This is a genomic window from Variovorax sp. PAMC28562, from assembly GCF_014303735.1.
Classification (GTDB): Bacteria; Pseudomonadota; Gammaproteobacteria; order Burkholderiales; family Burkholderiaceae_C; genus Variovorax.
The window spans coordinates 3804272-3830468 of the sequence record NZ_CP060296.1; the positions used below are offsets into that span (position 1 = coordinate 3804272).

General features: G+C 62.5%; 26 protein-coding genes. 8 read left to right on the plus strand and 18 right to left on the minus strand.

The genetic code is table 11. The features are described 5' to 3' along the window. The first annotated feature begins 145 nt into the window (after positions 1–145). A complete protein-coding gene (locus tag H7F36_RS22310) occupies positions 146–694 on the plus strand; it encodes a hypothetical protein (RefSeq protein ID WP_261802366.1) in 549 nt (182 codons plus the stop codon). A gap of 47 nt (positions 695–741) precedes the next feature. Here the strand turns inward: H7F36_RS22310 and H7F36_RS17850 are convergent, their stop codons facing one another. From H7F36_RS17850 to guaB, 6 genes are all read right to left on the minus strand, one after another. Continuing rightward, positions 742–1689, minus strand: a complete 948-nt coding sequence (locus H7F36_RS17850; protein WP_187052063.1) for an LD-carboxypeptidase — start codon at positions 1687–1689, stop codon at positions 742–744. After that, positions 1686–2756 carry a tRNA adenosine(34) deaminase TadA gene (gene tadA / locus H7F36_RS17855; protein WP_187052064.1) on the minus strand — a complete coding sequence of 357 codons (1071 nt, stop codon included), beginning with the start codon at positions 2754–2756 and terminating at the stop codon, positions 1686–1688. Before tadA ends, H7F36_RS17850 begins: the two co-directional genes overlap by 4 nt. A gap of 55 nt (positions 2757–2811) precedes the next feature. Further along, on the minus strand, positions 2812–3060 hold the full coding sequence (locus H7F36_RS17860) for a hypothetical protein (protein ID WP_187052065.1): 249 nt from the start codon (positions 3058–3060) through the stop codon (positions 2812–2814). Positions 3061–3099: 39 nt separating this feature from the next. After that, complete coding sequence (locus H7F36_RS17865) at positions 3100–3732, minus strand: FMN-binding negative transcriptional regulator (protein WP_187052066.1); 633 nt, start codon at positions 3730–3732, stop codon at positions 3100–3102. 167 nt (positions 3733–3899) lie between these two features. Further along, positions 3900–5525, minus strand: coding sequence for a glutamine-hydrolyzing GMP synthase (gene guaA / locus H7F36_RS17870; protein WP_187052067.1), 1626 nt, complete (start codon positions 5523–5525; stop codon positions 3900–3902). 8 nt (positions 5526–5533) lie between these two features. Further along, the gene (gene guaB, locus H7F36_RS17875) at positions 5534–7003 is read right to left on the minus strand and encodes an IMP dehydrogenase (protein WP_187052068.1); all 1470 of its coding nucleotides are present in this window, start codon (positions 7001–7003) and stop codon (positions 5534–5536) included. A gap of 193 nt (positions 7004–7196) precedes the next feature. Here guaB and H7F36_RS17880 point away from each other — a divergent pair, with 193 nt between their 5' ends. Then, entirely contained in the window at positions 7197–7733 is a 537-nt protein-coding gene (locus tag H7F36_RS17880; RefSeq protein WP_187052069.1) for a DUF4124 domain-containing protein, read from the plus strand. Between the two features lie 38 nt (positions 7734–7771). Here H7F36_RS17880 and H7F36_RS17885 read toward each other — a convergent pair whose 3' ends face one another. Both H7F36_RS17885 and H7F36_RS17890 read right to left on the minus strand, forming a co-directional pair. Then, positions 7772–8101, minus strand: a complete 330-nt coding sequence (locus H7F36_RS17885) for an RnfH family protein (protein WP_187052070.1) — start codon at positions 8099–8101, stop codon at positions 7772–7774. A 5-nt stretch (positions 8102–8106) separates the two neighbouring features. Then, positions 8107–8553, minus strand: coding sequence for a type II toxin-antitoxin system RatA family toxin (locus H7F36_RS17890; RefSeq protein ID WP_187052071.1), 447 nt, complete (start codon positions 8551–8553; stop codon positions 8107–8109). A 63-nt stretch (positions 8554–8616) separates the two neighbouring features. On the opposite strand from H7F36_RS17890, the gene smpB reads away from it, so the two are divergent. From smpB to H7F36_RS17920, 6 genes are all read left to right on the plus strand, one after another. Beyond that, positions 8617–9096, plus strand: coding sequence for an SsrA-binding protein SmpB (smpB, locus tag H7F36_RS17895; RefSeq protein WP_187052072.1), 480 nt, complete (start codon positions 8617–8619; stop codon positions 9094–9096). Positions 9097–9339: 243 nt separating this feature from the next. Further along, positions 9340–9792, plus strand: coding sequence for a putative colanic acid biosynthesis acetyltransferase (locus tag H7F36_RS17900; RefSeq protein WP_261802367.1), 453 nt, complete (start codon positions 9340–9342; stop codon positions 9790–9792). Beyond that, positions 9789–10892 carry a glycosyltransferase family 4 protein gene (locus tag H7F36_RS17905; RefSeq protein WP_187052074.1) on the plus strand — a complete coding sequence of 368 codons (1104 nt, stop codon included), beginning with the start codon at positions 9789–9791 and terminating at the stop codon, positions 10890–10892. Before H7F36_RS17900 ends, H7F36_RS17905 begins: the two co-directional genes overlap by 4 nt. Positions 10893–11050: 158 nt before the next feature. Further along, on the plus strand, positions 11051–11557 hold the full coding sequence (locus H7F36_RS17910; RefSeq protein WP_187052075.1) for a sigma-70 family RNA polymerase sigma factor: 507 nt from the start codon (positions 11051–11053) through the stop codon (positions 11555–11557). Positions 11558–11564: 7 nt separating this feature from the next. Continuing rightward, complete coding sequence (locus tag H7F36_RS17915; protein WP_187052076.1) at positions 11565–12410, plus strand: anti-sigma factor family protein; 846 nt, start codon at positions 11565–11567, stop codon at positions 12408–12410. Positions 12411–12482: 72 nt separating this feature from the next. Next, positions 12483–12866, plus strand: a complete 384-nt coding sequence (locus H7F36_RS17920; RefSeq protein WP_187052077.1) for an ATP-binding protein — start codon at positions 12483–12485, stop codon at positions 12864–12866. A 58-nt stretch (positions 12867–12924) separates the two neighbouring features. On the opposite strand, the gene H7F36_RS17925 is transcribed toward H7F36_RS17920, so the two are convergent. The 10 genes from H7F36_RS17925 to H7F36_RS17970 form a co-directional block, all read right to left on the minus strand. After that, positions 12925–13845 carry a DMT family transporter gene (locus tag H7F36_RS17925; protein ID WP_261802368.1) on the minus strand — a complete coding sequence of 307 codons (921 nt, stop codon included), beginning with the start codon at positions 13843–13845 and terminating at the stop codon, positions 12925–12927. A 44-nt stretch (positions 13846–13889) separates the two neighbouring features. Next, complete coding sequence (gene typA, locus H7F36_RS17930; RefSeq protein ID WP_187052078.1) at positions 13890–15716, minus strand: translational GTPase TypA; 1827 nt, start codon at positions 15714–15716, stop codon at positions 13890–13892. Beyond that, positions 15713–16693, minus strand: a complete 981-nt coding sequence (gene truB, locus H7F36_RS17935; RefSeq protein WP_187052079.1) for a tRNA pseudouridine(55) synthase TruB — start codon at positions 16691–16693, stop codon at positions 15713–15715. The genes typA and truB overlap by 4 nt, the downstream gene beginning before the upstream one ends. Positions 16694–16695: 2 nt before the next feature. Then, positions 16696–17067: a 30S ribosome-binding factor RbfA gene (rbfA, locus tag H7F36_RS17940; RefSeq protein ID WP_187052080.1), complete on the minus strand. Its 372-nt coding sequence runs from the start codon at positions 17065–17067 to the stop codon at positions 16696–16698. Positions 17068–17088: 21 nt separating this feature from the next. After that, positions 17089–19986, minus strand: a complete 2898-nt coding sequence (gene infB / locus H7F36_RS17945; protein WP_187052081.1) for a translation initiation factor IF-2 — start codon at positions 19984–19986, stop codon at positions 17089–17091. A gap of 24 nt (positions 19987–20010) precedes the next feature. Further along, positions 20011–21495 carry a transcription termination factor NusA gene (gene nusA / locus H7F36_RS17950; RefSeq protein WP_187052082.1) on the minus strand — a complete coding sequence of 495 codons (1485 nt, stop codon included), beginning with the start codon at positions 21493–21495 and terminating at the stop codon, positions 20011–20013. A 15-nt stretch (positions 21496–21510) separates the two neighbouring features. Then, on the minus strand, positions 21511–22164 hold the full coding sequence (rimP, locus tag H7F36_RS17955; protein ID WP_187052083.1) for a ribosome maturation factor RimP: 654 nt from the start codon (positions 22162–22164) through the stop codon (positions 21511–21513). 141 nt (positions 22165–22305) lie between these two features. Further along, complete coding sequence (locus H7F36_RS17960) at positions 22306–23511, minus strand: YbfB/YjiJ family MFS transporter (protein WP_187052084.1); 1206 nt, start codon at positions 23509–23511, stop codon at positions 22306–22308. 8 nt (positions 23512–23519) lie between these two features. After that, positions 23520–25142 carry an ABC transporter ATP-binding protein gene (locus H7F36_RS17965; protein ID WP_187052085.1) on the minus strand — a complete coding sequence of 541 codons (1623 nt, stop codon included), beginning with the start codon at positions 25140–25142 and terminating at the stop codon, positions 23520–23522. Beyond that, positions 25139–26185 carry an ABC transporter permease gene (locus H7F36_RS17970; RefSeq protein ID WP_261802677.1) on the minus strand — a complete coding sequence of 349 codons (1047 nt, stop codon included), beginning with the start codon at positions 26183–26185 and terminating at the stop codon, positions 25139–25141. Before H7F36_RS17970 ends, H7F36_RS17965 begins: the two co-directional genes overlap by 4 nt. Between the last annotated feature and the right edge of the window lie 12 nt (positions 26186–26197).

The following is a 26197-nucleotide window of genomic DNA, read 5'->3' on the forward strand; positions in this document are numbered from 1 at the left end:
TGTGAATTTTTTGGTAGCGAGAGCTGTTTGATTATGGCAAAGCATTCGTTTCTAGGCGTTGGCGATTGGCGACGTGCACGCTCGATGCAGTCACCAATCGTTTTGCGCTCTCCAACGTCCATGTGCGTCTGACGTACGAGAACCGGTGCGCGGCTGGATTCAACAGGGTGTTTTATCAGCCCTCATCGGATCCCTGATTACCCAAAAACTAAAACTAATGTATCAACTCTTGGGAAAGCGCTTGAACAGTTTCGTGAAGTATGTTGTTTTTAATGATGAAAAAGTGTGTCCGGGCTTGTGCCACCGCTTGACGCCCATTAACGTACGTTCATTAAGTCTCCAGGCAAATAGCTCCCGCGTCATGGTTTCCCCAAGCAGCTTCTTTCGACTTCTGTCCTTCCCCGGCATTGGCTGGAGCCGCTCTGCCGACCGCAAGACAGGGCGAATTCGCACGGCGATGTTGTCACTGTTGCAGGTGCACACCGGCCAGAACGTCCAGCGCCTGATGCAACGTGTGCGCTTTGCCGAAGACGTGGAAGCCCTCTGGTATCTCCGGCAAGACTTGTTGGCCGCAATCAGCGAAGTCGATGGCGAGCTGGAAGCGCGCCGTCAAGTCAAGCAGATCAACGGCATGTTCAAAGGCGGGTTGCCCAACACCATGGGCCCGCGCATTCACCAGCGTTTCCCTGTCTGAACAAGTTTTCGGTCTGAGCAACTCAGATCGAGGCTAACCTCTTCAGGTCAATGAGCGTGGTCATGGTGATGCCGATGACCCCACACCAAAAATACATCCCTCCCGTCGGCCGCCATTTCGACTTTGGCGCCCACCGGCAACATCACTTTGGTCGGCACATGGCCGAACGGTAGCCCCGTCAACACTGGAATCTTCAGCAAGCCACGCAGTCGCGTCACCACGGCCTGCAGGTCGAAGCCGCGGTCGTAACCGGGGATCTTGCGCATGCCGGTGAACTGACCCAGCACGATCGCCTTTTGACGCGCCAGCACGCCCGCATGACGCAACTGGTCGAGCATGCGTTCGATGCGATAAGGATGCTCGTTCACGTCTTCGACGAACAGCACGCCCTTGTCGACCGCCGGAAAATACGGCGTGCCGAGCAGGCTGGTCAGCACGCACAGGTTGCCGCCCCACAACGTGGCACCGTGAATGCTCTTCAACGGCGACGCCATGGCGGCCGCGTCGCGCACCGGAACGCGCCAGCCCGTTCCCTCGCCCTGCCCGCTCGTGAAGTCGCCGAAGCAGTCTTCCATGATGTCGTCCGCGCCTTCTTCAGCACCGAAGTCTTCGCCCACCGCCGGGCCGGCCCAGGTCACAGCGCCGGTCTTTGCGAACAGTGCACTCTGCAGCGCGGTGAAGTCACTCAGGCCGACGAACTCGGTACCGTGCTCGATCGCTCTGGCAATGGCCTTGTACGGAATCGCGTCGAGGATGCGCGTCAGGCCGTAGCCACCGCGTGCGATGAGCGCCACGTCGGCGTGGCTTGCGGCAGCACGCGAGATGGCGGCGAGCCGCACGGCGTCGTCGCCGGCGAAACGCTGGTGCACGCTGAGCGCCGCTTCGTCGATTTCGACTTCGTAGCCCAGTGTCTTGAGCCGTGCGACGCCGCGTTTGAAAGCGGCGCGGTCGCGCACCGCACTGGCGGGGGAATAGATGTAGATGTGTTTTGTCACTCGCGGAAGTATCCCATCGCGTCTTCTATCAATTGGAGCGCCTGCGAAGGGCTCGGGCCGGAGGTTGCCGCGGCTGGCGCGAGCGCCCGCAATGCCGCTTCGTGGCCACGATCGGGGAACGGCGCACGCCAAGCGTGCGCTACGGCCTCGCCACCTTCAGGCGCGGTGAGCACACCCACGAACTGGCGTGGCGCTGCCGCCGACAACAGCGTCGCAAGGTCGGTCGCTGCCGCGCTGTGCACGAGCACCATCGGACCCGCCTGCAAACGATCCAGCCATTCAATCAGCACGTCGCGATGCCAGTCGAGCCGATGCACGACCTCGCGCTTGGGCTTGTCGCTCATGCCGAAGCCGATGAGGTCGGGCGCCAGCATGCGTGGGCCGGACATGGCAAGGAGGTGCCTGAACAAGTAGCTCCACTCTCCGGGGCCGTGCAGGCACAGCAGCGTGGGTTTGGGGCTCGCAGGTGCCGTGTCGACGTAATGCATGCGCCAGTCACGCAAGCTCGGGAGGTCGTCGATCCAGCGAGACGTGAAGGGGTAGTCAGTCAGGCCGGTAAAGCGCTCTGGCGGGGTGCGCAGCGCATCGTCGCTCAGCGGTTGGATGCTCTCGCGCGCGGCATCACGGCGCTGGCGAAAAAAGCGCTGAAGCAACTCGCTGCACTGCGCTTCGAGCACGCCGCCTACGACGCGCGTTCGGTGGTTCAAGCGTGGCTCGGCAAAGAGATCGACGACCGATCCGGCAGCGCCCGTCTTGATGTCGGCCGCGCCGAACACGACACGCGCCAGCCGCGCATGAAGCATCGCGCCCGCGCACATCGCGCAGGGCTCGAGCGTGACGAAAAGCTCGCAGCCATCGAGCCGATAGTTGCCGAGTGCCGTTGCGCCGGCACGAAGTGCGTTGATCTCTGCGTGCGCGCTCGGATCGTGCTGCGCCACCGGCGTATTGCGGCCTTTGGCGACCAGCAAGCCGTCTTTCACGAGCACGGCACCCACGGGCACTTCGCCCGCATCGGCGGCGGCTTGCGCTTCGCTCAATGCGAGCGCCATCCAATCCTTGTCTGTCATCGGTCGCCGGTGCCTGAGCGGATGTCGCAGACGTGATCGGTCCTTCGCAGGGCTTTCAATTGTCCTCAGGCATCTTGCGCTGCGGCTGCATCGCCGCATCGATCGCCTGCTTGTACTGCTGCTGCATTTGCTGACTCTGCTCGCGTGCGTTGGTCGGCGCTGTACCAGCGGCGGGCGCTGGCGCACCGGGTATGGAGGTTGTAGCTGGCAAGGTCGGCGCAGCGATCGGCGCGAGCTGCTTCTTCGCCAGCAGGCCGACGATCACGAGGGCCACCAGCAAACCGACCAATCCGAAAATGCGCATGTCAGATTCCTTGTCTGTCGCTTATGTCTGTCGCTCATCTCACGCAGCTGCGGTCGTGTTCATGCCCAGCCGCACCATCCACTCAGCCAGTGCCTGCTCGTCCGGCGACCCTGTAGAAAAGCGCGAATACATATCGGCATGCGCTTCGCGCCGGTGCTGATTGAGCTTCAGCTTGCACTGCAGGTCGGTCACCCGCAGCGTGAAGCCGACGATGCCGATCAGCATCTTCTGCTGAAAGTCTTCGCCAAGATCGCGCCACTGTTGTGCATAGGCCGGCTCATGCTCGGCGATGAGCTTTTTCAGCAGCTCGTCCTTGGCGGCTGGCTCGGTCACCAGTGCCGACTCGACCTTGCAGTGCACCGCGAGGTAATTCCAGGTCGGCACACGGGCCAGGTCCGGATAGACCGCAGGCGACATGTAGGCATGCGGCCCGAGAAATGTCACGACGGCTTTGGGTCGGGCTTCGAGGTAGCGCCAGTGCCGATTCGGCTTTGCGCAGTGCCCGAGCAAGACGATCGTGCCGTCTTCGTGTTGCTCCGCGACCAGCGGCAGATGCGAGACGAAAGGCAGCCCATCGTCGTCGTTCGAGATCAGGCTGGCGAACGCGTTGGCACGCATCAGCTCGATCGCGATCGCGGGGTCCTTGGAATTGAATTGGGGCGGCAGGTACATGGAGCGTCTCGGGGCGAGCGATGGTACGAATTGTCCGCGAGGCAGCTTCGTTTGCGTGGCGGCGCATGCACCAGGTTACGGAAGTTGAGGCGCCATTTCAGCAAGAGCAAGAACGCTGATGGCGAGAACTGCCCTATGGGCGCACTGAGCTGCCCAAAAGAGCACCCTCACTCCCACTCGATCGTCGCAGGCGGCTTCGAACTCACGTCGTAAGTCACGCGATTGATCCCGCGCACCTCGTTGATGATTCGCCCCGACACCGTCTTCAACAGCGCGTACGGCAGCTCGGCCCAATCCGCAGTCATGAAGTCGCTCGTCTGCACCGCGCGCAGCGCGACGACGTAGTCATACGTACGGCCATCGCCCATCACGCCCACACTCTTCACCGGCAGGAAGACGACGAACGCCTGGCTCGTGAGGTCGTACCAGCTCTTGCCGCTGGCCGGGTCGATGAAGTTGCGCAGCTCCTCGATGAAGATCGCGTCCGCACTGCGCAGCAAGTCGGCGTATTCCCTTTTGACTTCGCCGAGGATGCGTACGCCCAGGCCGGGGCCGGGGAACGGGTGGCGGTACACCATTGCGGGTGGCAGGCCAAGCGCCACGCCAAGTTCGCGCACCTCGTCCTTGAAAAGATCGCGCAACGGCTCGAGCAGCTTCAGGCCCAGTTGCTCCGGCAGGCCACCGACGTTGTGATGGCTCTTGATCGTCACGGCCTTCTTCTTGCCGGTCGACGACTTGGCACCGCCGGACTCGATGACGTCCGGATAGATGGTGCCTTGTGCCAGCCACTTGGCACCCTTGGCGCCCGCGCTGGTCAGCTTGGCAGCTTCCTGCTTGAACACGGTCACGAACTCGCCGCCGATGATCTTGCGCTTGGCTTCCGGGTCGCTCACCCCTCCGAGCTTGCCGAGGAACAGCTCGCTGGCATCGACGCGAATCACTTTCGCTTGCAGCTTGCCGACGAACATCTCCATGACGAGGTCGCCCTCGTTCAAGCGCAGCAAGCCGTGATCGACGAAGACGCAAGTCAGCTGGTCGCCGATGGCCCGATGGATCAACGCGGCAGCAACGGATGAATCCACGCCGCCCGACAGACCGAGGATGACTTCTTCGTCGCCGACTTGCTCACGGATCTTCGCAACCGCCTCGGCCACGTGATCTCGCATGACCCAATCGGGCTTGGAGCGGCAGATGTCGAGCACGAAGCGCTGCAGGATCGCTGTGCCCTGCTGCGTGTGCGTGACTTCGGGATGGAACTGCACGCCATAGAAATGCCGCTCTTCGTCGGCCATGCCGGCAATCGGGCAGCTTTCGGTCGATGCCATCAGCTTGAAGCCGGGCGGCAGCTCGGTAACCTTGTCGCCATGGCTCATCCACACGTTGAGCATGCCAAAACCTTCGTCGGTCTTGAAGTCGGCAATCTCGCTCAACAGATCGGTATGACCGCGTGCACGAACGGCCGCTGCGCCGAACTCGCGCTTATGGCCGCCCTCGACCTTGCCGCCGAGCTGGTGCGCCATGGTTTGCATGCCGTAGCAGATGCCGAGCACCGGCACGCCGAGTTCGAACACCGCCTGCGGTGCCTTGTCGGTCGTGTCTTCGTACACGCTGGCATGGCTGCCGGAGAGGATCACGCCCTTGAGCGACCCATCCTTCGCGTAGTTGCGAAGCCACTCGTTACTGACGTCGCACGGGTGCACTTCACTCAGCACATGGGCTTCGCGCACGCGGCGCGCAATCAGCTGGGTGACCTGCGAGCCGAAATCGAGAATCAGGATCTTGTCGTGTTGCATGGTGTCGGTCACTCGGCCCGGTAGTTGGGCGCTTCTTTGGTGATCTGCACGTCGTGCACATGACTCTCGCGGATGCCGGCGGTCGTGATCTCGACGAACTCAGCCCTGTTCTGCATATCTTCGATCGTCGCGCAGCCGCAGTAGCCCATGCTGGCCCGCACGCCACCGGCCATCTGGTAGACGATCGAGACGATCGATCCCTTGTACGGCACGCGGCCTTCAACGCCTTCGGGCACGAGCTTGTCGGTGTTGGGGTTGCCGGTCGTCGATTCTTGGAAGTAGCGATCGGCACTGCCCTGCTGCATCGCGCCGATGCTTCCCATGCCGCGGTAGCTTTTGTAGCTGCGACCCTGGTACAGCACGATCTCGCCCGGCGCCTCTTCGGTGCCGGCGAACATGCTGCCCATCATCACGGTGCTGGCGCCGGCTGCGATGGCCTTGGCGATATCGCCCGAATAGCGCACGCCGCCGTCGGAAATCAGCGGAACGCCGGTGCCTTGTAAGGCGGTGGCGACGCTGTCGACCGCCATGATCTGCGGTACCCCAACGCCGGCCACGATGCGCGTGGTGCAGATCGAGCCCGGGCCGATACCGACCTTGACCGCATCGGCGCCCACGTCGGCCAGCGCGCGTGCCGCGTCGCCGGTCGCGATGTTCCCGCCGATCACGTCGATCTGTGGATAGTTCTTCTTGACCCAGCGCACGCGCGAGATCACGCCAGCGCTGTGGCCGTGCGCGGTGTCCACCACGATGACGTCGACACCCGCAGCCACCAGAGCTTCCACGCGCTCCTCGGTGCCGTCGCCGACGCCGACGGCTGCACCGACGCGCAGACGCCCGGAGGCGTCACGCGCTGCGTTGGGGAAGCTGGTCTGCTTGGTGATGTCCTTGACAGTGATCAGGCCCTTGAGTTCCCAATCGCTGTTGATGACCAGCAATCGCTCGAGCTTGTACTTGTTGAGCAACGCCTTGGCGTCCGCAAGTGTCGTGCCGTCGGGGACGGTGATGAGCTTGTCGCGCTGCGTCATGATCTCGCTCACCGGCACGTCGTAGCGCGTCTCGAAGCGCAAGTCGCGGCCGGTCACGATGCCGACGACCTTGCCGCCGTCGATCACCGGGAAGCCGGAGATGCCGAGCTGGTCGGACAGTGCCATCACCTGCCGCACCGAATGCGTCGGCGTGATCACCACCGGGTCGCGCAGCACGCCGGATTCGTAGCGCTTCACGCGAGCCACCTCGGCGGCCTGCTGCTGCGCCGTCAGGTTCTTGTGGACGATGCCGATGCCGCCTTCCTGGGCGATCGCGATGGCGAGGCGTGCTTCGGTCACGGTGTCCATCGCCGCTGAAACGAGCGGCAGATTCAACGTGATGTTGCGGGAAAGTCGGGTGGCGAGGGAGGTGTCCTTGGGCAGGACCTGGGAGAACGCTGGCACCAACAACACATCGTCGAAGGTCAGCGCTTTGCCGAGAAGGCGCATGGGGAAGGCTCCAAAAGACGGATTGTAGCGATGACCCCGTACTTACCCGGACCGAAAGCCGGACCAAGGGCCGGACGGAGGGAAATGTGGCGCCGCGCCACATTTGAGGCGAACTGTGGCTGTTTCCCCGCGATCCCCTCAAATCAGCCACGTCAAAACGTTGCAAAAGGTAAGGGAGCGCTAAACTGCCGCCATGAGATTCGTCCACTTGAATTCGCTCGTCCTTGCATTGGTCTGCGCCGTGCCGACGGTCGCAAGCGCGCAATGGCAATGGATCGACAGCGCGGGCAAGAAGGTTTTCAGCGACCAGTCGCCGCCGCCTGATATTCCGGAAAAGAACATCGTGCGCCGCCCGGGCGGAGGCAGTCCGCGGGTGACCTTCCCGCAAGGGACCCCTTCGGCCGCTCCCGATGCAGCGGAACCGGGCACGGCGCCTGCGCCAGCCACGGCTGCGAGTGGCGCTCGGCCATCCGGTGTCGACAAGGAACTCGAAGAAAAAGCGAAGAAGGCGGAAGAAGCCGAAAAGGCCAAGCGCGCAGCAGAGCTTCAGAAGGTCGCGCAGGCAAAAGCCGAAAACTGCAATCGCGCAAGGCAGAGCAAGGCCACCTTCGACAGCGGCATTCGTGTAGCGCGCCTGAACGCCCAGGGCGAACGCGAAATCATCGACGACAAGGCGCGTGCCGAAGAGCAGCAGCGCTTGCAGACGGTCATTGCCAGCGACTGCAAATAAGTTTGCACGCAGGCATCCGAGCAGGCTTGCAGCTCAAGTCAGTAGCCGTCCTTTCCACCGGGGCGACGGCTGGCAAACAACCCGGTCCCGCGCGCACCCTGGCGTTGAAATCGCTCGCGTCGCGCCACCTTGGGATCCACCTTCAGTGGCCGGCACAGCTCGATCCGGTCGTACTCTGCCAGCACACGGTCCCATTCGCATACCCGGCCCCAGACGCCCACGGGCAAGGCAGCCCAATCGAGCGCAGGGAACGAGGCGACAAAGCGGCTGGCGATCAGAGCATCCCGCGCCGTCGCCCCGTTGGACAGCGTCACGGTCTCTTCAAAGATCTGCCGCGGCCCTGGCGAATAGACCAACGTGATCTGCATGGGATTCAGCTCTTGCCGTAAGCCTGCTCGGCGCGCTTGACGAACCCCTCGACCAGACTCGATGCAATCTTGTCGAATACGGGGCCGACCAACGCCTGCAGAGCGAAATTGCTGAAGCCATAGTTCAGGTTCAGTTCGACGCGGCAAGCCCGCTCGCCAGTCTCTCCCACCGGCGTGAACTTCCAGACACCATCGAGGTTCGAGAAGGGTCCGCTGACCAGCTTGAGTTGCACTTCGCGACCGGCGATCTGTGTGTTGCGCGTCGTAAAGCTCTGCCGGATTCCGCCGAACGAAAGTCCGACCTCAGCAGTCATTCCGCTTTCGTCTTGGTCAATCACGCTAGCCCGATTGCACCAAGGCAAAAACTCTGGGTACTTGGCAACATCGGTGACCAGGGCGTACATCTCCTCGGCGCTGTACCAGATGAGGACGGACTTTTGAACAGTTTTCATAGAATCGGCACGGCGTGCGCGACGGATTGTATTGAAGCCATGCCGACCCCACCTTTCCGAGCCATGGCAACCAAAAAGAAACAAGACCCCTCCTCCCGTATCGCCGACAACAAAAAGGCCGCCTACAACTACTTCTTCGAAGAGCGCTTCGAGGCGGGCATCGTGCTCGAAGGCTGGGAGGTGAAATCGCTGCGCGAAGGCAAGGTGCAACTGACCGATGGCTATGTGGTGATCCGTAACGGAGAGCTCTTCGTCATCGGCCTGCAGATCAACCCGCTTAACAGCGCGTCGAGCCATATCACGCCGGATTCGGTCCGCACCAAGAAGCTCTTGCTGCACAAGGAAGAGATTCGCCGCCTGATCGGCAAGATCGAACAAAAGGGCTACACCCTGGTGCCGCTCAACCTTCATTGGAAGGCAGGCAAGGTGAAATGCGAGGTCGCACTGGCCAAGGGCAAAGCCGAGCATGACAAGCGCGACACGATCAAGGACCGCGAAGGCAAGCGTGAGGTCGAACGCGCGATGAAGAAGTTCAGCAAATGAGAACTTTGGCGTTATAGTCACAGAACGTAACAGCGTCACGAGCGAATTTCTGCGTTCGGACCACGCCGCCCACTATTTTTCAAACACATGGCGCTACAACCTCTCGACGCAAGTCAGGTCAATTCACGCGATGGCGGACCGAGTTTCAGTCTCTCGAACCGGCTTTTTCGCGCCTTGTGGAACGTGACTTGGGCCTTGCTCGCGTCTTGGACGCCACCGCCATTCGGCGCATGGCGCCGCTTCTTGCTCACGCTTTTCGGCGCCCGCATGGGAGTGGCCTGTGATGTCCGGGGCAGCGCCAAAGTCTGGTATCCCCCTCACCTGCAAATGGCAGACCGCAGCCTGCTCGCGGACCGAGTCAACTGTTACAACATGGCGCCGATTTCGCTCGGCGAACGCGCACTCGTTTCACAGGGCGCACACCTTTGCGCCGGCAGCCATGACATCCGGACGCGCGACTTTCAGCTGATCGCCAAGCCGATCCACATCGGCGCGGACGTTTGGGTGGCTGCTGAAGCGTTTGTAGGTCCCGGCGTCGAGATCGGCGAGGGATCGGTGCTCGGCGCACGCGCGGTTGCATTTAAATCGCTCGAACCCTGGGGCGTCTATGCAGGCAATCCGGCGCAGTTCGTCAAACGCCGCGTCATTCTCGGTACGGCCGGCGACACGAGCACACCCGGAGATGCAGGCCGGTGAAAGTCCTGAACATCACGCCGACGTTCCATCCGGAGATTGGCGGGATCGAGACAGTGGTGTTGAATCTCTCGGTGCACTGCCAGCGACTGGGCGTCGAGGTAGAGGTGCTCTATGTTTCCCCCGATCACAAGCGGCTGCAAACGCGCACGGTCGAAGGTATCAAAGTCACCGACGTGCCACTGATCGGCAGCAAACTGGTCGGATACGCACCGCAGCTGAGGCAGGCGATTCAGGGCTTCGACCTGCTACATATCCACGACCCTCAATTGATGGCCTTGTCGGTAGGCGTCATGCTGTCCGGCAGCCAACTTCCGCGGGTGTTGAGCACCCATGGCGGCTTTCATCACACGCGCCGGTTGGCAGGCGCCAAGCGACTGCATGAAGAGTTCGCGCTGCGCCGCATGCTCGACTCCTACAAATTGGTGTTGGCGACCAGCGAAAACGACGCTGCTTACTTCGGCCGGTTCACCAAGCGGATCAGGGTGACCGGCAACGGCATCGACGTACAGCGCCACCGGATTGCCGACCGTCCCCCGAGCAACGATTTGCGGCGCTGGGTCTACTGGGGTCGCCTCTCCGAAAACAAGCGCGTCGATCGCCTGCTCGACTACGCCGTGCGACTGAAGGCCATGGGCTATCCGCTCGACCTGCTCATCACCGGAACGGACGTCAGCAGATTGGCTTGCAAATTCCAGACGCGCATCGACAGCGCTGGCTTGCACGACAGCGTGCGGCTGGCGCCGCCAATGAACGATATCGATTTGAAAGCAGCCCTGCGCGATCGAACCGTCTTCGCGACTGCCAGCGAATATGAAGGCTTCGGTCTGACCTTGCTCGAGGCGATGGCGGCTGGGCTGCTCGTGGTGTGCCGTGACGTCGAGCCAATGAACAAGTTCGTGCAAAACGGCCAGAACGGCCTCTGCCTCGCATTCGACGGCAGCGACGCCGACTTTGCGAAACTGGTCGAGTTCCTGTCGATGGATCAGCCGCACCAGCAGTCGATGCGCAGCGCGAGCGTGGCGTTCGCAGATGCGTATGACTGGCCGCGAATCGCGAAGCGATTTGTCTCGGCTTATAGCGAGGTCCTGAGCACCGCTTAGTTTTTTTGCAGATCGGTGGAATAAACCGACGACTTCGGGCGTTCGTATGGGGAAAGAAGCACCGCCTTGTCTTCCACACGCCTCCTCGCCAATGTCATCGTCGTTCGCGTTACCGCTTCGCTTCGTCGCGGCAAAACAGCGACGCACTGAGCCAACGCATGGATTCGCAGCCCCTGATCGAACACATTCCCAGCTTGCGACGCTATGCGCGCGTGCTGACCGGCGACGCCTGGGCGGCCGACGATCTGGTTCAGGACACGCTGGAGCGGGCTTGCAGCAAGTGGCGGCTCTGGACCGTCGGCAGCGATCTGCGCGCATGGCTTTTCACCATCATGCACAACCTTTTTGCCAGCCAAATGCGCCGGACACCGCCTCGCGCAACCGTGCCGCTCGAAGACGTATCGAATGAACTTCGCGCCGTCGAGTCAGGGCGCGACCACGGCATCGATCTGCAACGTTGCCTGCTTCAACTGCCCGAGGAACAGCGCGCCGTGCTCTTGTTGGTCACACTGGAAGACCTCTCTTATGCCGAAGTCGCAAAAGTACTAGGCATCCCGGCCGGCACGGTCATGTCCCGGCTGTCGCGTGCTCGCGCACGTTTGCACGAGCTGATGGAAGGTACCGCCGCGACGGCCAACCGACCTGGCCTGCGCCGCCTCAAGTGAGCTGAACATGAACGCCCACATTTCCTCCGTTTCCGACGACGAACTGCATGCTTTCGTCGACGGCCAATTGGCGCTAGAACGCGGTGCCGCGATCGACGATTTGCTGCAGCGGGAGCCGGCTCTTGCGGCCCGCGTCACCTCATGGCGAGTGCAGCGCGATGGGCTCCGCCAGTTGCACTTCGGCTTGCTCGACGAACCGATCCCCGCACCACTACTGAAGGCGCTGGGCGCCCGATCGGCTCGCCATGCAGCGCAATCGGTGTGGACGCGCTGGGGTGGCATGGCCGCGGGCTTCGCAATCGCTTTTGGCGCCGGCTGGCTGGTCAACGCACAGTGGCCGCTGTCGCACGGCACGACCTTGGCGAAGGCGCCTGGGCCTGGACCAGCGCCCACAGGGGCGCTTGCGTCACGCGAATTCGTGCATGCCGCGTCGGTGGCGCATGCGGTGTATGCGCCCGAGAAGCGCCATCCCGTCGAGGTCGCAGCCGCCGAGCAACAGCATCTGGTGCAATGGCTCTCGAAGCGGCTCGACCGGCCACTCAAAGTGCCGGATCTCTCGAGCGAAGGCTATTCGCTGGTCGGAGGTCGGCTGTTGCCGGGCGACGAAGGCGCGCGCGCCCAGTTCATGTTCGAAAGCGCCACGGGCGAACGGGTGACCCTTTACATCGGTGCACTGGACGCTGCGGCAAGTACCTTCACGCAATCTCGGGAAACGGGATTCCGTTTCACATCGGAGGGGCCGGTACCCAGCTTCTACTGGGTCGATCATGGGTTCGGCTATGCCGTCGCCGGCAAATTGCCGCGCGACGCGTTGATGAAATTGGCGACGGTCACCTACCGTCAGCTGTCTTAGGGCAATTTAGACTGGCCGCTGGCACAGCTCCAATGTGCCGGCGTTTTTTTGAAACCGAAGGAGAAACTTGATATGAAACTGCTTAGTGCATCGATCCTCGCCGTCACCCTGCTCGCAGGCTGCGCAAGCATGTCGTCCATGATGGCCGACACCCCAACAAAGACCTCAGACGGCGTGCTCGTCGGGCCTGACGGCAAGTCGCTCTACACGTTCAACCGCGACACCGCCAACAGCGGCAAGTCGGTCTGCAATGCGGCGTGCGCCAAGCTCTGGCCGGCGCTGCCGGTCGCCGCAACGGCCAAGCCGATGGGCGGCTACACCATCATCGTGCGCGACGATGCCTCCCAGCAGTGGGCCTACAAGGGCTCGCCGCTCTACTACTACGCGAACGACGCTAAGGCGGGCGATCGCACGGGCGACAACTTCAACAATGCCTGGAAGCTTGCGCGCCCCTGAGCGCCTGCGCGTTGACTCAGCCAAGCCGGTCAAGTGCCGGCTTTTTTGTTTTCTTGGCTCAGACCGGTTTGCCGCTGCGCCTTGAAAGTCCGAGCCACTCGTTGCCGACCAACGCAGTGATGACCAGAGCACCCCCGGCGAGCACGCTGAAAGCGGGTTCTTCGCCCGCGCCAAGCCAAGCCAAAGCAATGCCGAAGATCACCTCGAGCAGCGCAAGCAGCGACAACTCCGGTGCCTTGAGCACACGGGCGCACATCACTGAAAAGACGCAGGGAATGGCCAGCTGGACCAATCCCAGAAATGCCAGCAAGCCGAGGTCGTGCGCGTTGACCTGAAAGGGCCATGCGAGCGGCAAAGTGACCAGGGCACACAAAGCCGCACCGATCAACACCGCAGGCACCATGTCCACATCGTGTCCGGCTGCATGCGCGTGTTGCGTCACGGTCCAATTGCCCGCAGCGGCCAACGGTACGCACAACGCAACCAGTGTGCCGACTAGCTGACCACCGGCGCTCGAAAATTCGGAGCCGTACATCCAACCTATGCCGATGCCCGCGACGAGGATCGCCATCCAGGTGCGCGTTGCCAGCCGATGCCCGATGAACAGACGAGCCGCCAGCGCGGTGAATAAAGGCGCCAGCGCCATCGTCACCAGCACGTTCGCGACGCTGGTCAGCGTGAGCGCGACCATATATGCCGTGAACATCACGCTCCAGCAGACGCCAGATACCCAGAGGGAACGGTCGCCCTGCCGGATCGTCGCGAACACCGCCCGTCCGCGCCAAGTCGGCAGGATCACAAGCAACGACAACACGGTGAATGACGCTCGCCAAAAAGTGACCTCGAAGCTGCGTGCATGCTCCAGGTGGCGCGTCACGACGCCGGCTGTAGCCCACATCAGCGTGACGAGAACCATCAGCCACACGGCGCGTCCGTGGGTCAGGCGCCCCGAAGTCACCGCATGTCCGTCAGCCGACATCCGACATCCGAATCGCACTCGAGGTCGTCGAAAGCCCGCAGCTTCTAGTCGCGGCCGGCGCGCTTGCGCTCGTGTTCCTTCAGGAACCGCTTGCGCAGACGAACGCTCTTTGGCGTGATTTCGACCAACTCGTCGTCTTCAATGAACTCCACGCCGTATTCGAGCGTGAGTTCGATCGGCGGTGTGATCTTGATCGCGTCTTCCTTGCCAGACACGCGGAAGTTGGTCAGCTGCTTGGTACGGGTGGCGTTGACCACCAAATCGTTGTCGCGGCTGTGGATGCCGACGATCATGCCCTCATAAACTGGGTCGTTGGCGCGCACGAACATACGGCCGCGGTCGTCCAGCTTGCCCAGGGCGTAGGTGAAAATTTCACCATCGTCCATCGAGATCAGTACGCCTTGCTTGCGGCCGCCGATGTCGCCCTTGTGCGGTTCGTAGCTGTCGAAGATATTCGCGATCAGGCCCGAGCCACGCGTCAGGTTCAGGAACTCGTTGGTGAAGCCGATCAGGCCGCGGGCCGGAATGCGGTACTCCAGACGAACACGGCCGCGTCCGTCCGATTCCATGTTGGCCAGATCGCCCTTGCGCTCGCCCATGGCTTGCATCACGCCGCCCTGGTGTTGCTCCTCGACGTCGATGGTCACCATTTCGATCGGCTCGTGGCGCACCCCGTCGATGTCCTTGAACACCACGCGCGGCTTGGACACAGCGAGCTCGTAACCTTCGCGGCGCATGTTCTCCAGCAGGATGGTGAGGTGGAGTTCGCCGCGGCCCATGACCTCGAAGATGCCTTCTTCCCCGGTTTCGGCGACGCGCAAGGCTACGTTGTGCTGCAGCTCTTTCTGCAGGCGGTCCCAGATCTGGCGGCTGGTGATGTACTTGCCTTCGCGACCGGCGAGCGGGCTCGTGTTGACGCAAAAATTCATCGTCAGCGTCGGCTCGTCGACCTTGAGCATCGGCAGCGGTGCCGGATTGATCGGATCGGTCACGGTGACGCCGATACCGATGTCGGTCAGGCCATTGATCAGCACGATTTCGCCCGGACCGGCTTCCGTCGCTTGCACGCGCTCCAGTCCCTGGAACGTCAGCACCTGGTTGACGCGACCCTTGACGGCCTTGCCGTCCGTGCCTTCCATCACAACCACGTCCATCATCGGTCGGACGGTGCCCTGGCTGATGCGGCCAACGCCGATGCGGCCGACGAAGGTGGAGAAATCGAGTGCGGAAATCTGCAGTTGCAGCGGTGCATCCGGGTCACCCTTTTGAGCCGGCACGTGCTTGAGCACGGTGTTGAAGAGCGCCGACATGTCGGGGCCCCACTGCTCACCCGCCTCGCCTTCTTCCATCGAAGACCAGCCATTGATGCCCGAGGCGTACACCACCGGGAAATCGAGCTGCTCGTCGGTCGCACCGAGCTTGTCGAACAGGTCGAACGCCGCGTTGACAACGAAGTCAGGGCGCGCACCGGGCTTGTCGACTTTGTTCACCACCAGAATAGGCTTCAGGCCGAGGGCCAGTGCCTTCTTGGTCACGAAGCGCGTTTGCGGCATCGGGCCTTCTTGCGCGTCGATCAGCAGCACAACGCCGTCGACCATAGACAGTGCGCGTTCGACTTCGCCGCCGAAGTCAGCGTGACCGGGAGTGTCGACAATGTTGATGTGCGTGCCTTCCCAGGTCACGGCGCAATTCTTGGCAAGAATCGTGATGCCACGCTCTTTTTCGATCGCGTTGTTGTCCATCACTGTGTCGACCACTTTCTCGTGCTCGGCGAAGGTGCCGGACTGGCGCAGCAGCTGGTCGACCATCGTGGTTTTGCCATGGTCGACGTGGGCAATGATGGCGATATTGCGGATTTGCTTGATGCTCATGATGTCGTTTCGCAGAAAAAATGGGGGACGGGGGCGTTCAAAAGGATTTGCTGGATTTCAATGGGGTTCAGCAAGCGCCCCGGAATCAATTCGTTGGCCAAGATATGGGCCGAGCCTAAAAACGCGGCAGGCTCAATGCCAAACACCGCCACCGCGGCTGCATCGGCCCAATCGCCGCGCCGACGCAAGCCGGACAGGAACCGCGCCGCATCTTCCGTGCCCAACGTGACGCGGTCGTGGCCGGCGACGAGGGACTCGGCAGGGAGCAAGAGCGCGAGCCGTTCGTCTTCGGTCATGGCTTCGAGCGCTTCGAGCGTCAGGCATTGCGACACGTCGAAATCGCCAGTGGCGATGCGGCGCAACGCGGTGAGATGCGCGCCGCAACCAAGCGCTTCGCCGATGTCTTCACCGAGCGTGCGAATGTAGGTCCCTTTGCTCACCGTCGCTGCGATTTTCAGCGCGCGATACGGCACGACGTCGGGCGTTTCAGTGACGGAAAGTTGATGGACGATCACGTCGCGCGGCGCCCGTTCGATCTCGATGCCTTCGCGTGCGTACTCGTACAGGGCTTTGCCATCTTTCTTCAGCGCGCTGTACATCGGCGGAGTCTGATGGATCGGCCCAGTGAACAAGGACTGGACCCGACACAAGTCTTCGCCCGTGAACTGCACGGAACGTTCTGCGATGACCGCGCCTTCAGCGTCGCCTGTCGACGTCTTTATGCCGAGCCGCGCCGTGGCCTCGTAGGTCTTGTCGGCCTCGAGGTGCAGTTGACTGAACTTCGTCGCTGCACCGAAGCACAACGGCAATACGCCAGTCGCCAACGGATCGAGCGTGCCGGTGTGCCCCGCCTTTTCGGCGCGCAGCAGCCACTTGGCTCGCTGCAACGCCTGGTTGCTCGAAAGGCCGAGGGGTTTGTCGAGCAACAACACCCCATGCACGGGGCGCCGCTGCACCCTGGTGCGAGGGGCGTTCATGGCTACTCGTCCTTCGAGCGTGAGGCGACGGCCTGTGCGATCAACGCATTCATGTCGGCCGCACGCTCGGTGGTTCGGTCGAACAGGAAGTGCAGCGTCGGCACGGTATGGATATGGAGGCGTTTGAACAGGCCGTTGCGGAGAAATCCGGCTGCCTGATTCAACGCTTCAGTGGTCTCGACAATGTCGCCCGTGAGCACGCTGAAGAAAATCTTGGCGTGCGCGTAGTCGGGCGTGACCTCGACCCCCTGGATCGTGACCATGCCCACCCGCGGGTCCTTCAGCTCGCGCGCGATCAGTTCCGTCAGATCGCGCTGGATCTGATCAGCAACCTTGAACGAGCGGTTAGGGGCTGCGGCTTTTCTCTTGGGCATGGCCAGGTTCGCTTGGGCGCTTTACAGCGTCCGGGCGATTTCCTTGATCTCAAAGAACTCGAGCTGATCGCCCTCTTTGATGTCGTTGTAGTTCTTGAGCTTGATACCGCACTCGAAGCCTTCCTTGACCTCGCGCACGTCGTCTTTCATACGTTTGATCGAGTCGACCTCGCCGGTATAGACGACCACGTTCTCGCGCAGCAAACGGAAATGTGCGCTGCGGTTGACCGAGCCCGAAGTGACCATACAACCTGCGACCGTACCGATCTTGGAAGCGACGAACACCGTGCGGATCTCGGCCGAGCCGATGATCTCTTCGCGGCGTTCGGGCGCCAGCATGCCGGACATCGCAACCTTGATCTCGTCCACAGCGTCGTAAATGATGCTGTAGTAGTTCAGCTGCACGCCGTTGTTCTCGGCCAGCTTGCGCGCACCGGAGTCGGCCCGCACATTGAAGCCGATGACGACCGCCTTCGACGCGATGGCCAAGTTGATGTCGTTCTCGCTGATACCGCCGACACCGGCGTAAACGATCTGCACCTTGACTTCTTCGGTAGCCAGCTTGAGCAGCGATTGCGCCAAAGCTTCTTGCGAACCCTGAACGTCGGCCTTGATGATCAGGCGCAGCGTCTGCACCTCGCCTGCAGACAGGTCCGTGAACATGCTCTGCAGGTTCGATGCCTGCAAACGCGCCAGCTTGGTGTTGCGGAACTTGCCGGCACGGTAGGTGGCGATTTCGCGCGCACGGCGCTCGTCGGCCATCACCATGAACTCGTCGCCGGCTTGCGGCACCTCGGTCAGGCCTTGGATCTCGACCGGGATCGATGGACCCGCGGTCTTGATCGTCTTGCCGTCTTCGTCCAGCATGGCGCGCACGCGGCCAAAAGTAGAGCCAGCCAGCACCACATCGCCAGTCTTCAGCGTACCGGACTGGACCAGCACCGTAGCGACAGGGCCACGACCCTTGTCGAGGCGCGCTTCGATAACCAGACCCTTGGCAGCGGCATCGACCGGCGCGCGGAGTTCCAGCACTTCAGCCTGAAGCAGCACCTGCTCGAGCAGTTCGTCCACACCCTGGCCGGTCTTGGCCGAGACGGAGATGAAAGGCACTTCGCCGCCGTACTCTTCAGGCACGACTTCTTCAGCCACCAGTTCCTGCTTGACGCGGTCCAAGTTGGCATCGGACTTGTCGATCTTGTTGATCGCGACCACGATCGGCACACCGGCAGCTTTCGCGTGCTTGATGGCTTCCTTGGTCTGCGGCATCACACCGTCGTCGGCCGCCACCACGAGGATGACGATGTCGGTCGCCTGTGCTCCACGAGCCCGCATGGCGGTGAACGCCTCGTGACCCGGGGTGTCGAGGAACGACACCATGCCACGATCGGTTTGCACGTGGTAGGCACCGATGTGCTGCGTGATGCCGCCGGCTTCGCCCGCTGCGACCTTGGCACGGCGGATGTAATCGAGCAACGAAGTCTTGCCGTGGTCGACGTGACCCATGACCGTAACCACGGGGGCACGTGGCAATGACTCTGCGGTCTGTGCGGCCGCGTCGTCGTCAGTGAAGGCTTCCGGATCGTCCAGTGCCGCCACCATTGCGTTGTGACCCATGTCTTCCACGATCACCATCGCGGTGTCCTGGTCGAGTGACTGGTTCATGGTCGCCATGATCCCGGCCTTCATCAACTGCTTGATGACTTCCTGGGCCTTGACGGCCATCTTGTGCGCGAGCTCGGCCACCGTGATGGTTTCCGGCACGTGCACGTCGAGCACACGCGCTTCGACCGGAGCGGCTTGTTGCTGCTCTTCGTGGCCGCCACGATCGTTACTGCCACGACGGCCGCGCGGGCCTCCGCGCCAATTGCCGCGACCGACGCCACCACTGGCATCGCCGCGGGTCTTGATTTCCTTCTTCTTGGCCGGATCGCCAGCCCAGCTCGATGAGAGCTTGGCGGACTTGACATCCTTGCTGGCGCCGGGCGCGGTCGTACCAGGCGCTGCAGGTGCGCCGGGACGTGCCGCGGGCGTGGCAGGCTTGTGCAAAGTGCCCTTGACGGCCGGCTTGACTTCTGGTGCGGGCTTTTCGGGCACCTTGTGCGGCACAAGCACGCGAGCGGGCGCGTTCATCATCGCGCGGATGGCTTCCGCTTCGGCGAGTGCCTTGCGGCGGCGTTCGTCCAGATCCTTGGCACGCGCGGATTCTTCGTCGGCACGCGCCTTCGAATCGGCAGCGGCCTTGGCTTTGGCGTCTTCCTTGGCTTGCGCCACGGTGGCGTCGGCTGCCGCCTTGGTGGCAGCAGCGCTGGTCGCTTCTTCGGTTACTGCGGACTTGCTGGAAGCGCCTTCGGTCGCTACGGCCGGCACAGCAGCCGCCTTCTTTTCGGCGGCGCGTGCTTCCTGTTCGGCTTTTTCAGCACGCTCGGCGTGCTCGCGCTCTCGCGCTTCGCTTTCTTCGCGAATGCGGCGCTTTTCGACCAGTTCTTCTTCCTGGCGGCGAATCAGTTCGGCCTGACGGCGAGCTTCTTCTTCGCGCCGCGCCAATTCAGCTTCGTCTATACCACGGGCAGCAGGCGCCTCAGCTTCATGCACCGGCTCGGGCGCCACGGTCGGCCCTTCATCGCGCTGGATGAATGTGCGCTTCTTGCGCACTTCGACCTGGATCGTGCGGGCGCGCCCCATCGCGTCGGCCTGCTTGATCTCGCTGGTCGACTTCTTTGTGAGCGTGATTTTCTTGCGCTCGGGCTCGGCGGTGCCGTGGCTGGCCTTCAGGAAACCGAGCAAGCGCTGCTTGTCGGCCTCCGTGAGCGCATCGGTAGGCGCGGCTTTGGGCACGCCTGCGCTCTTGAGCTGGTCAAGCAAGGTTTCGGGAGTCTTCTTGAGCTCGTTCGCGAACTCGGCGACAGTGGTACTGGACATATTGGTTTCGTGCCTTCATGACCGTCACTCTTGGCCAGCGAACCAATGTTCGCGGGCTTTCAAGATGAGGGTTGTGGCGTCAGCGGCGCTGTGGCCGGTGATCTCGGTAAGTTCATCGACCGCAAGGTCGGCCAGGTCGTCACGGGTGTGTACACCCGCCTCGGCCAGTTTCGGAATCAACTCAGGGTCCAGGCCTTCGAGGTCGCGCAGATTTTGCGAGACGGTCTCGACGCCCTCTTCCTTGGCGATTTCCATTGTGAGCAGCGCATCTTTTGCACGCGTGCGCAGCTCGTTGATCGTGTCTTCGTCGAAGCTCTCGATTTCAAGCAATTCTGAGATTGGCACGTAAGCCACTTCTTCGAGGCTGTTGAAGCCCTCGGAAATCAGGATGTCGGCCATTTCCTCGTCGACATCGAGCTTTTCCATAAAGAGCTTGCGGCTGGCATCGGTTTCGACGGCCTGCTTTTGCGCAGACTCGTTGGCGTCCATGATGTTGATTTTCCAGCCGGTCAGGTCGGACGCAAGGCGCACGTTCTGCCCACCACGGCCGATGGCGATGGCGAGGTTTTCCTCGTCGACCACCACGTCCATGGCGTGCTTTTCTTCATCGACGACGATCGACGACACATTGGCGGGAGCCAAAGCACCGATTACGAACTGCGCTGGATCTTCGGACCACAGCACGATGTCGACGCGCTCACCGGCCAGCTCGTTGGTAACGGCATTGACACGCGTACCGCGCACGCCGACGCAGGTGCCGATTGGGTCGACACGTTTGTCGTGCGACAGCACGGCGATCTTGGCGCGCGAGCCCGGATCGCGGGCGCAGCTCTTGATTTCAAGCAGGCCTTGTTCGATCTCTGGCACTTCCTGGCGAAACAGCTCGATCATGAATTCCGGCGCCGAGCGCGACAGGATGATCGGCGCGCCGCGCAGCGTCAGGTCGACTTCCATGATCATGGCGCGGACGCGGTCGCCATTGCGCAGGTTTTCCTTGGCGATCATTTCGCTGCGGCGCAGGCGCCCTTCGACGCGACCGGCCTCGACGATGATGTCGCCCTTGTCCAGGCGCTTGACGGTGCCAACGAAAATCTTGTCGCCGCGCGACATGAAATCGTTGAGCAGCATCTCCCGTTCGGCGTCGCGGATCTTTTGCAGGATGACCTGTTTGGCCGCCATCGCGCCGATGCGGCCGATGGGTACCGAGTCCACCGTTTCTTCGATGTACTCGTCGACCTCGATGTCGGGCATCTCTTCCTTGGCTTCGAACAGGAGGATTTCCTGGTCGGGCAGCTGCAGGCCGGCTTCATCCGGAACGACATGCCAACGGCGAAAAGTCTCGTAGTCACCGCTATCGCGGTCCACGACCACGCGGATGTCCACGTCGCCCTGGTGGAGCTTCTTGGTGGCCTGGGCCAGCGCAGACTCGACCGCGCCGAAGACAACGTCACGTTCGACGTTCTTCTCGCGCGAGATCGCATCCACCAACATCAACATTTCGCGATTCATGCCACTGCTCCTCGATCAATCCGGTCCATTGCCTGTGGCGGCTTTGGCGGTTTTCGTCTTGCGACCCTTGAAATCCACAATCGGCGCGAGCCGCGCGTCACGCAGCTCGTCCAACCTGAAGCCGAGCGCCTGCAACGGGGCCGGCTCACGCTTCTTGCTCACTTTTTGTCCAGGCTTGGTCTTCGGCTCTTCGCTCCAGACGATCTGCCAGCCTCTGACGGAATCGCTTCCGTCGGCGCCAGCCGCACCTTCAACACGCTCCAGCGTGCCGCGAAACTTCTTGCGGGTGGGCGACACCTGGCCCGCCGCGGCCGCTCCCATGGGGGCCTTCAGCGTGAGGTCGATCACCTCGCCTGCGAAACGCTCGAAATCCTGCTCATTGCGCAGCGGCCGGTCGATACCCGGCGAGGAAACCTCGAGCCGCTTGTATTCAGCACCGTCCACTTCCAACGCGAACTGCAATTGCCGCGTGACCTTCTCACAATCTTCCACCGTGACGGCAGGATCGGGCAACCCGGCAGCCACTGCTTCCGAATTGGGGGCCATCCATGGCAAATCAATCGTCACGCGCAGCAGTCCCCCGGCCGATCTTTCGATCTCGACGAGGTCGTAGCCCAACCCTTTTACGGTCGCGACGACGGTTTGTTCCACTGTCTGCTGCAATGCCACGTGTTCGAAGGTGCCCTATCTGGAAAGCCGGAATGCCGGAAATGCACAGACCAAAAAAAACGGGCGGTTGGTACCCGCCCGTTTGGTCGTGAGCCTCGAATTATATGCCATCCAGGTGACAAATAAAGGCTTTCCCAGGCCTTAGACGGCTGCCATGCGGCCTGAGGCACGAGATTTCGACCATACCCACGCAAACATGACACTGCCGAGCCCCAAGGCAGCCGCCGCGACCAGCAAGGGCACGCCGAACGAACCGGTGCGCTGCGCCAGCGGCGCCGCAAAAAGCGGCCCCAGAATCTGGCCGACGCCATAAGACGCCGTCGCATAGCCGATCAGCCCTGCCGCTGAATTGCCGCGGAGCCGCCGCGCCTCGCGCACGGCAAACAGCGTGATGACCGTAAACGGCAAGCCGAGCAGCAAGCTGCCAAGCGCGAAGCCGACGATCGTGGGCCAAACCACCGACAGCACGACACCTGCCGCCTGCAGCGCATAAGCAATGGCCATAAGCAGCCGGTTGTCCCAATGCGTTGGCGCTCGGGCGCCGATCAGCGCGCCGACGATCACCGCCAGCCCGAACAAGGGCCAGAAAAGGTCTGGCCAGGGAGACCCAGGCAACGCCTGCCGCGCGATGACCGGCAAAAACGTCGCTGTGATGATGTACCCGAAGCCGGCGATACCGTACAGAGCGATCAACCAGCCAGCGTCGCCGCGCGCCGCCTGAGTCGCTGCAGCAGAACGAGGCGCCGCCGACATGCCCACCGACGCTGGCACTGCCTTTGCGCCATCGTCGAACACCCGCCAGATCACCGCGATCAGCGCCAGCGCCACGATGCCGAAACCGATCCACGCCGCATCGGAGCCCCAGCGCCCCACCACGCCGCCAAGCAGGCCGGTCGTCGCGATGCCAACGCCTGGCCCGGTAAAGATCACGCCGCCCAGCATCGGCGAATTGGTTTCTGCGAGCCGACGTGCGCCCCAGCCGGACGCAAAGACAAACACCCATGCGCTCATCACGCCAGCCGCCGTCCGCAGCACGCCCCAGATGCTGAAGCCGTGCAGCAATCCCATTCCGATCAGCAACGCCGCGGTCGCAATCAGGCCGCTGCGCACCATCGTTGTGGCCTTGACCCGGAGCGACGCGCAGGTCACCGCACCGACGAAGTAACCCAGGTAGTTGAGCGACGCCAGCAGACCACCCGCCTGCAGGTCGAGCTTGCCCTCATGCAACATGATCGGCAGCATCGGTGTGAAAGCGAAGCGCCCCAGCCCCATGGCGACCGCGAGCGTGACCATGCAAGCCAGCGCCGCACGCCAGGCTCCGCGGCGATCCGATTCAAAACTTGTCATGCTTCATTTCAGGTGGCCAATGCGGCCCGGACCAGTGTTTGCGTGTAGGGATGGTGTGGTGAGTCGAGCACTTCATCGACAGTGCCGCGCTCCAGGATGGCACCGTCCTTCATGACGATCACCTGATGCGCCATGGCCCGAATCACTTCGACGTCGTGCGTGATGAGCAGGTAACTCAGCCCCCGCTCGCGCTGCAGCTTTTGCAGGAGACCGAGCACCTGTTTTTGCACCGTGACGTCGAGCGCACTTGTAGGTTCGTCGAGCACCAGCAACTGCGGGTCGACGATCAGGGCACGCGCGATGGCCAGTCGCTGCCGCTGGCCGCCCGAAAATTCATGCGGATAACGGTCGAGCAGCGCCGGGAATTGAACCTCCGTCAAGCCGACATCGGCCAGCGCCGTCAGCACGCGATCCCGCCGCGCGGACGAGCCGAGCGCCGGCTCGTGCACAAGCAGCCCCTCGCCGACGATCTGCTCGACTGTCATCCGCGGTGAGAGCGACGAGAACGGATCCTGAAAAACGACCTGCATGACGCGGCGCAATGCCCGATCAGCGCCCTTGCCGGCGGCCCAGCGTTGCCCCGTCACTGCAAGCGTGCCACCGTGCGGCAGCAAGCCCAGCGCGGCCAGCGCCAACGTCGACTTGCCCGAGCCCGACTCGCCGACCACACCCAGCGTTTCGCCCGGCACGATGCGGAAATCCGCGCCTTCGACCGCTACGAACGATCCCTTGCTGAACCATCCGGCGATGCCGGGGCGCGGCACCGGGTAGACCACTCGCAGCGCTTCGGCCCGAAGCACAGGCGCCGCAACGTTCGTGCTCGGCACCGGGCTCACATTGCGCACCGGATGACTGTCGATCAGCTTGCGCGTGTAGGCATGGCACGGTGCGTCGAACACCGCCGAAACATCGCCCTGCTCCACGATGTCGCCGTTTTCCATCACGGCCACGCGATCTGCGAACCTGCGGACCAGATTCAGGTCGTGCGTGATCAACAGCACGGCCATGCCGTAGCGGCGCTGCAGGTCGGCCAGCAGTTCGAGAATCTGCGCCCGCACTGTGACATCGAGCGCAGTAGTCGGCTCGTCGGCCAGCAGCACCCGCGGCTTGCAGGCCAGGGCCATGGCGATCATGGCGCGCTGGCGCTGCCCGCCCGACAACTGGTGTGGTAACGCCTGCGCCCGCCGTGCCGGCTCGGCGATGCCGGTGTCGGCCAGTAGCTGGACCGCTGCAGCCTGGGCAGCACGCGCCGACAGGCCTTCGTGCAGTTCGAGCACCTCCGCGATCTGGTCGCCGACGCTGTAGAGCGCGTTGAGTGCTGTCATCGGCTCCTGGAAAATCATCGCGATCTCCTTGCCGCGGATGCCGCGCAGTCGCTGCTCAGGGAGCGACAGCAGATCGCGAAAACCCGAAACTTTGTCGCCACCCTGAAGCCTGGCGACGCCACTCACCGTGGCGTTCTGCACGAGGCGCAACAGCGACAACGCAGTCACCGTTTTGCCCGAACCCGACTCCCCGACGAGCGCAAGCTTTTCGCCTGCACCGATGCTGAAGTCGACACCGTGCACGACTTCCTTGTCGCCGAATGCGACCCGCAGATTCTTCACCTCGAGCAGCGGTTCGAACTTCATTTTTCGGCCTTGCGCGGGTCGAGCGCGTCGCGCAACGCATCGCCCATGAAAGTGAGCAGCATGAGCGTGACGACCAGCACGGCAAAGGTCGACAGCGAGATCCACCAGGCGTCGATGTTGGCCTTGCCCTGGCTCAGCAATTCGCCCAGCGATGGCGTGCCTGGCGGTACACCGAGCCCCAGAAAATCCAGCGAGGTCAGCGCCAGGATCGCGGCACTCATGCGAAACGGCAAGAACGTGACCACCGGCGTCATGCTGTTGGGCAGGATGTGGCGCCACATGATCTGCATGTTGCCGACCCCCAGTGCGCGTGCGGCGCGCACGTAGTCCATCTGGCGATTTCGCAGGAACTCGGCACGGACGTAATCGGACAAGCCCATCCAGCCGAACAGGCTCAGCAGAATCAAAAGCAATGCGATGCTGGGCGCGAAGATCGCACTGAAGATGATGAGCAGATAGAGCTCCGGCATCGAGCCCCAGATTTCGATGAAGCGTTGAAACGCAAGGTCGGTCTTGCCGCCGAAGAAGCCCTGAATGGCGCCGGTGATCACCCCCAGCAAAGTGCCGATGAACGTGAGCGCCAACGCGAACAACACGCTCACCCTGAAGCCGTAGATCAGTTGCGCCAGCAAGTCGCGCCCACGGTCGTCGGTGCCGAAAAGGTTGTCGCGCGACGGCTCCGCTGGGTTGGGAAATTTCGCGAAGTAGTTGAGCGTCTTCGGCCCGTAGGGGTTGGGCGCGTAAAGCGCCCAGTTCGGCCCTTGCGTAATGCGCTCGCGGATGAATGGGTCGAGGTAGTCGGCTGGTGTCTCGAAGTCGCCGCCGAAGGTCTTTTCGGCGTAGTCGCGCATCACCGGAAAGTACGTTTGGCCTTCGTATCGAACCACCAGCGGCTTGTCGGTCGACAGCAATTCGGCGAACAGGCTCAGTACGACGAGGATGCTGAAAAGCACGAGACTCCAAAACCCGAGCGGGTTGCGTCGAAAGCGCCGCCACGCGCGCCGCCTCGGTGACAGCGACGGGGCTGAGCGCACAGGCGCCACGATCGTGTTCAC

Bases quoted from the DNA above. Each gene is read 5' to 3' on its own strand.
- tadA (WP_187052064.1), bottom strand. From the start codon at position 2,756: ATGACAGACAAGGATTGGATGGCGCTCGCATTGAGCGAAGCGCAAGCC.
- H7F36_RS17860 (WP_187052065.1), bottom strand. From the start codon at position 3,060: ATGCGCATTTTCGGATTGGTCGGTTTGCTGGTGGCCCTCGTGATCGTC.
- H7F36_RS17865 (WP_187052066.1), bottom strand. From the start codon at position 3,732: ATGTACCTGCCGCCCCAATTCAATTCCAAGGACCCCGCGATCGCGATC.
- guaA (WP_187052067.1), bottom strand. From the start codon at position 5,525: ATGCAACACGACAAGATCCTGATTCTCGATTTCGGCTCGCAGGTCACC.
- guaB (WP_187052068.1), bottom strand. From the start codon at position 7,003: ATGCGCCTTCTCGGCAAAGCGCTGACCTTCGACGATGTGTTGTTGGTG.
- H7F36_RS17880 (WP_187052069.1), top strand. From the start codon at position 7,197: ATGAGATTCGTCCACTTGAATTCGCTCGTCCTTGCATTGGTCTGCGCC.
- H7F36_RS17885 (WP_187052070.1), bottom strand. From the start codon at position 8,101: ATGCAGATCACGTTGGTCTATTCGCCAGGGCCGCGGCAGATCTTTGAA.
- H7F36_RS17890 (WP_187052071.1), bottom strand. From the start codon at position 8,553: ATGAAAACTGTTCAAAAGTCCGTCCTCATCTGGTACAGCGCCGAGGAG.
- smpB (WP_187052072.1), top strand. From the start codon at position 8,617: ATGGCAACCAAAAAGAAACAAGACCCCTCCTCCCGTATCGCCGACAAC.
- H7F36_RS17910 (WP_187052075.1), top strand. From the start codon at position 11,051: ATGGATTCGCAGCCCCTGATCGAACACATTCCCAGCTTGCGACGCTAT.
- H7F36_RS17915 (WP_187052076.1), top strand. From the start codon at position 11,565: ATGAACGCCCACATTTCCTCCGTTTCCGACGACGAACTGCATGCTTTC.
- H7F36_RS17920 (WP_187052077.1), top strand. From the start codon at position 12,483: ATGAAACTGCTTAGTGCATCGATCCTCGCCGTCACCCTGCTCGCAGGC.
- H7F36_RS17925 (WP_261802368.1), bottom strand. From the start codon at position 13,845: ATGTCGGCTGACGGACATGCGGTGACTTCGGGGCGCCTGACCCACGGA.
- typA (WP_187052078.1), bottom strand. From the start codon at position 15,716: ATGAGCATCAAGCAAATCCGCAATATCGCCATCATTGCCCACGTCGAC.
- truB (WP_187052079.1), bottom strand. From the start codon at position 16,693: ATGAACGCCCCTCGCACCAGGGTGCAGCGGCGCCCCGTGCATGGGGTG.
- rbfA (WP_187052080.1), bottom strand. From the start codon at position 17,067: ATGCCCAAGAGAAAAGCCGCAGCCCCTAACCGCTCGTTCAAGGTTGCT.
- infB (WP_187052081.1), bottom strand. From the start codon at position 19,986: ATGTCCAGTACCACTGTCGCCGAGTTCGCGAACGAGCTCAAGAAGACT.
- nusA (WP_187052082.1), bottom strand. From the start codon at position 21,495: ATGAATCGCGAAATGTTGATGTTGGTGGATGCGATCTCGCGCGAGAAG.
- H7F36_RS17960 (WP_187052084.1), bottom strand. From the start codon at position 23,511: ATGACAAGTTTTGAATCGGATCGCCGCGGAGCCTGGCGTGCGGCGCTG.
- H7F36_RS17965 (WP_187052085.1), bottom strand. From the start codon at position 25,142: ATGAAGTTCGAACCGCTGCTCGAGGTGAAGAATCTGCGGGTCGCATTC.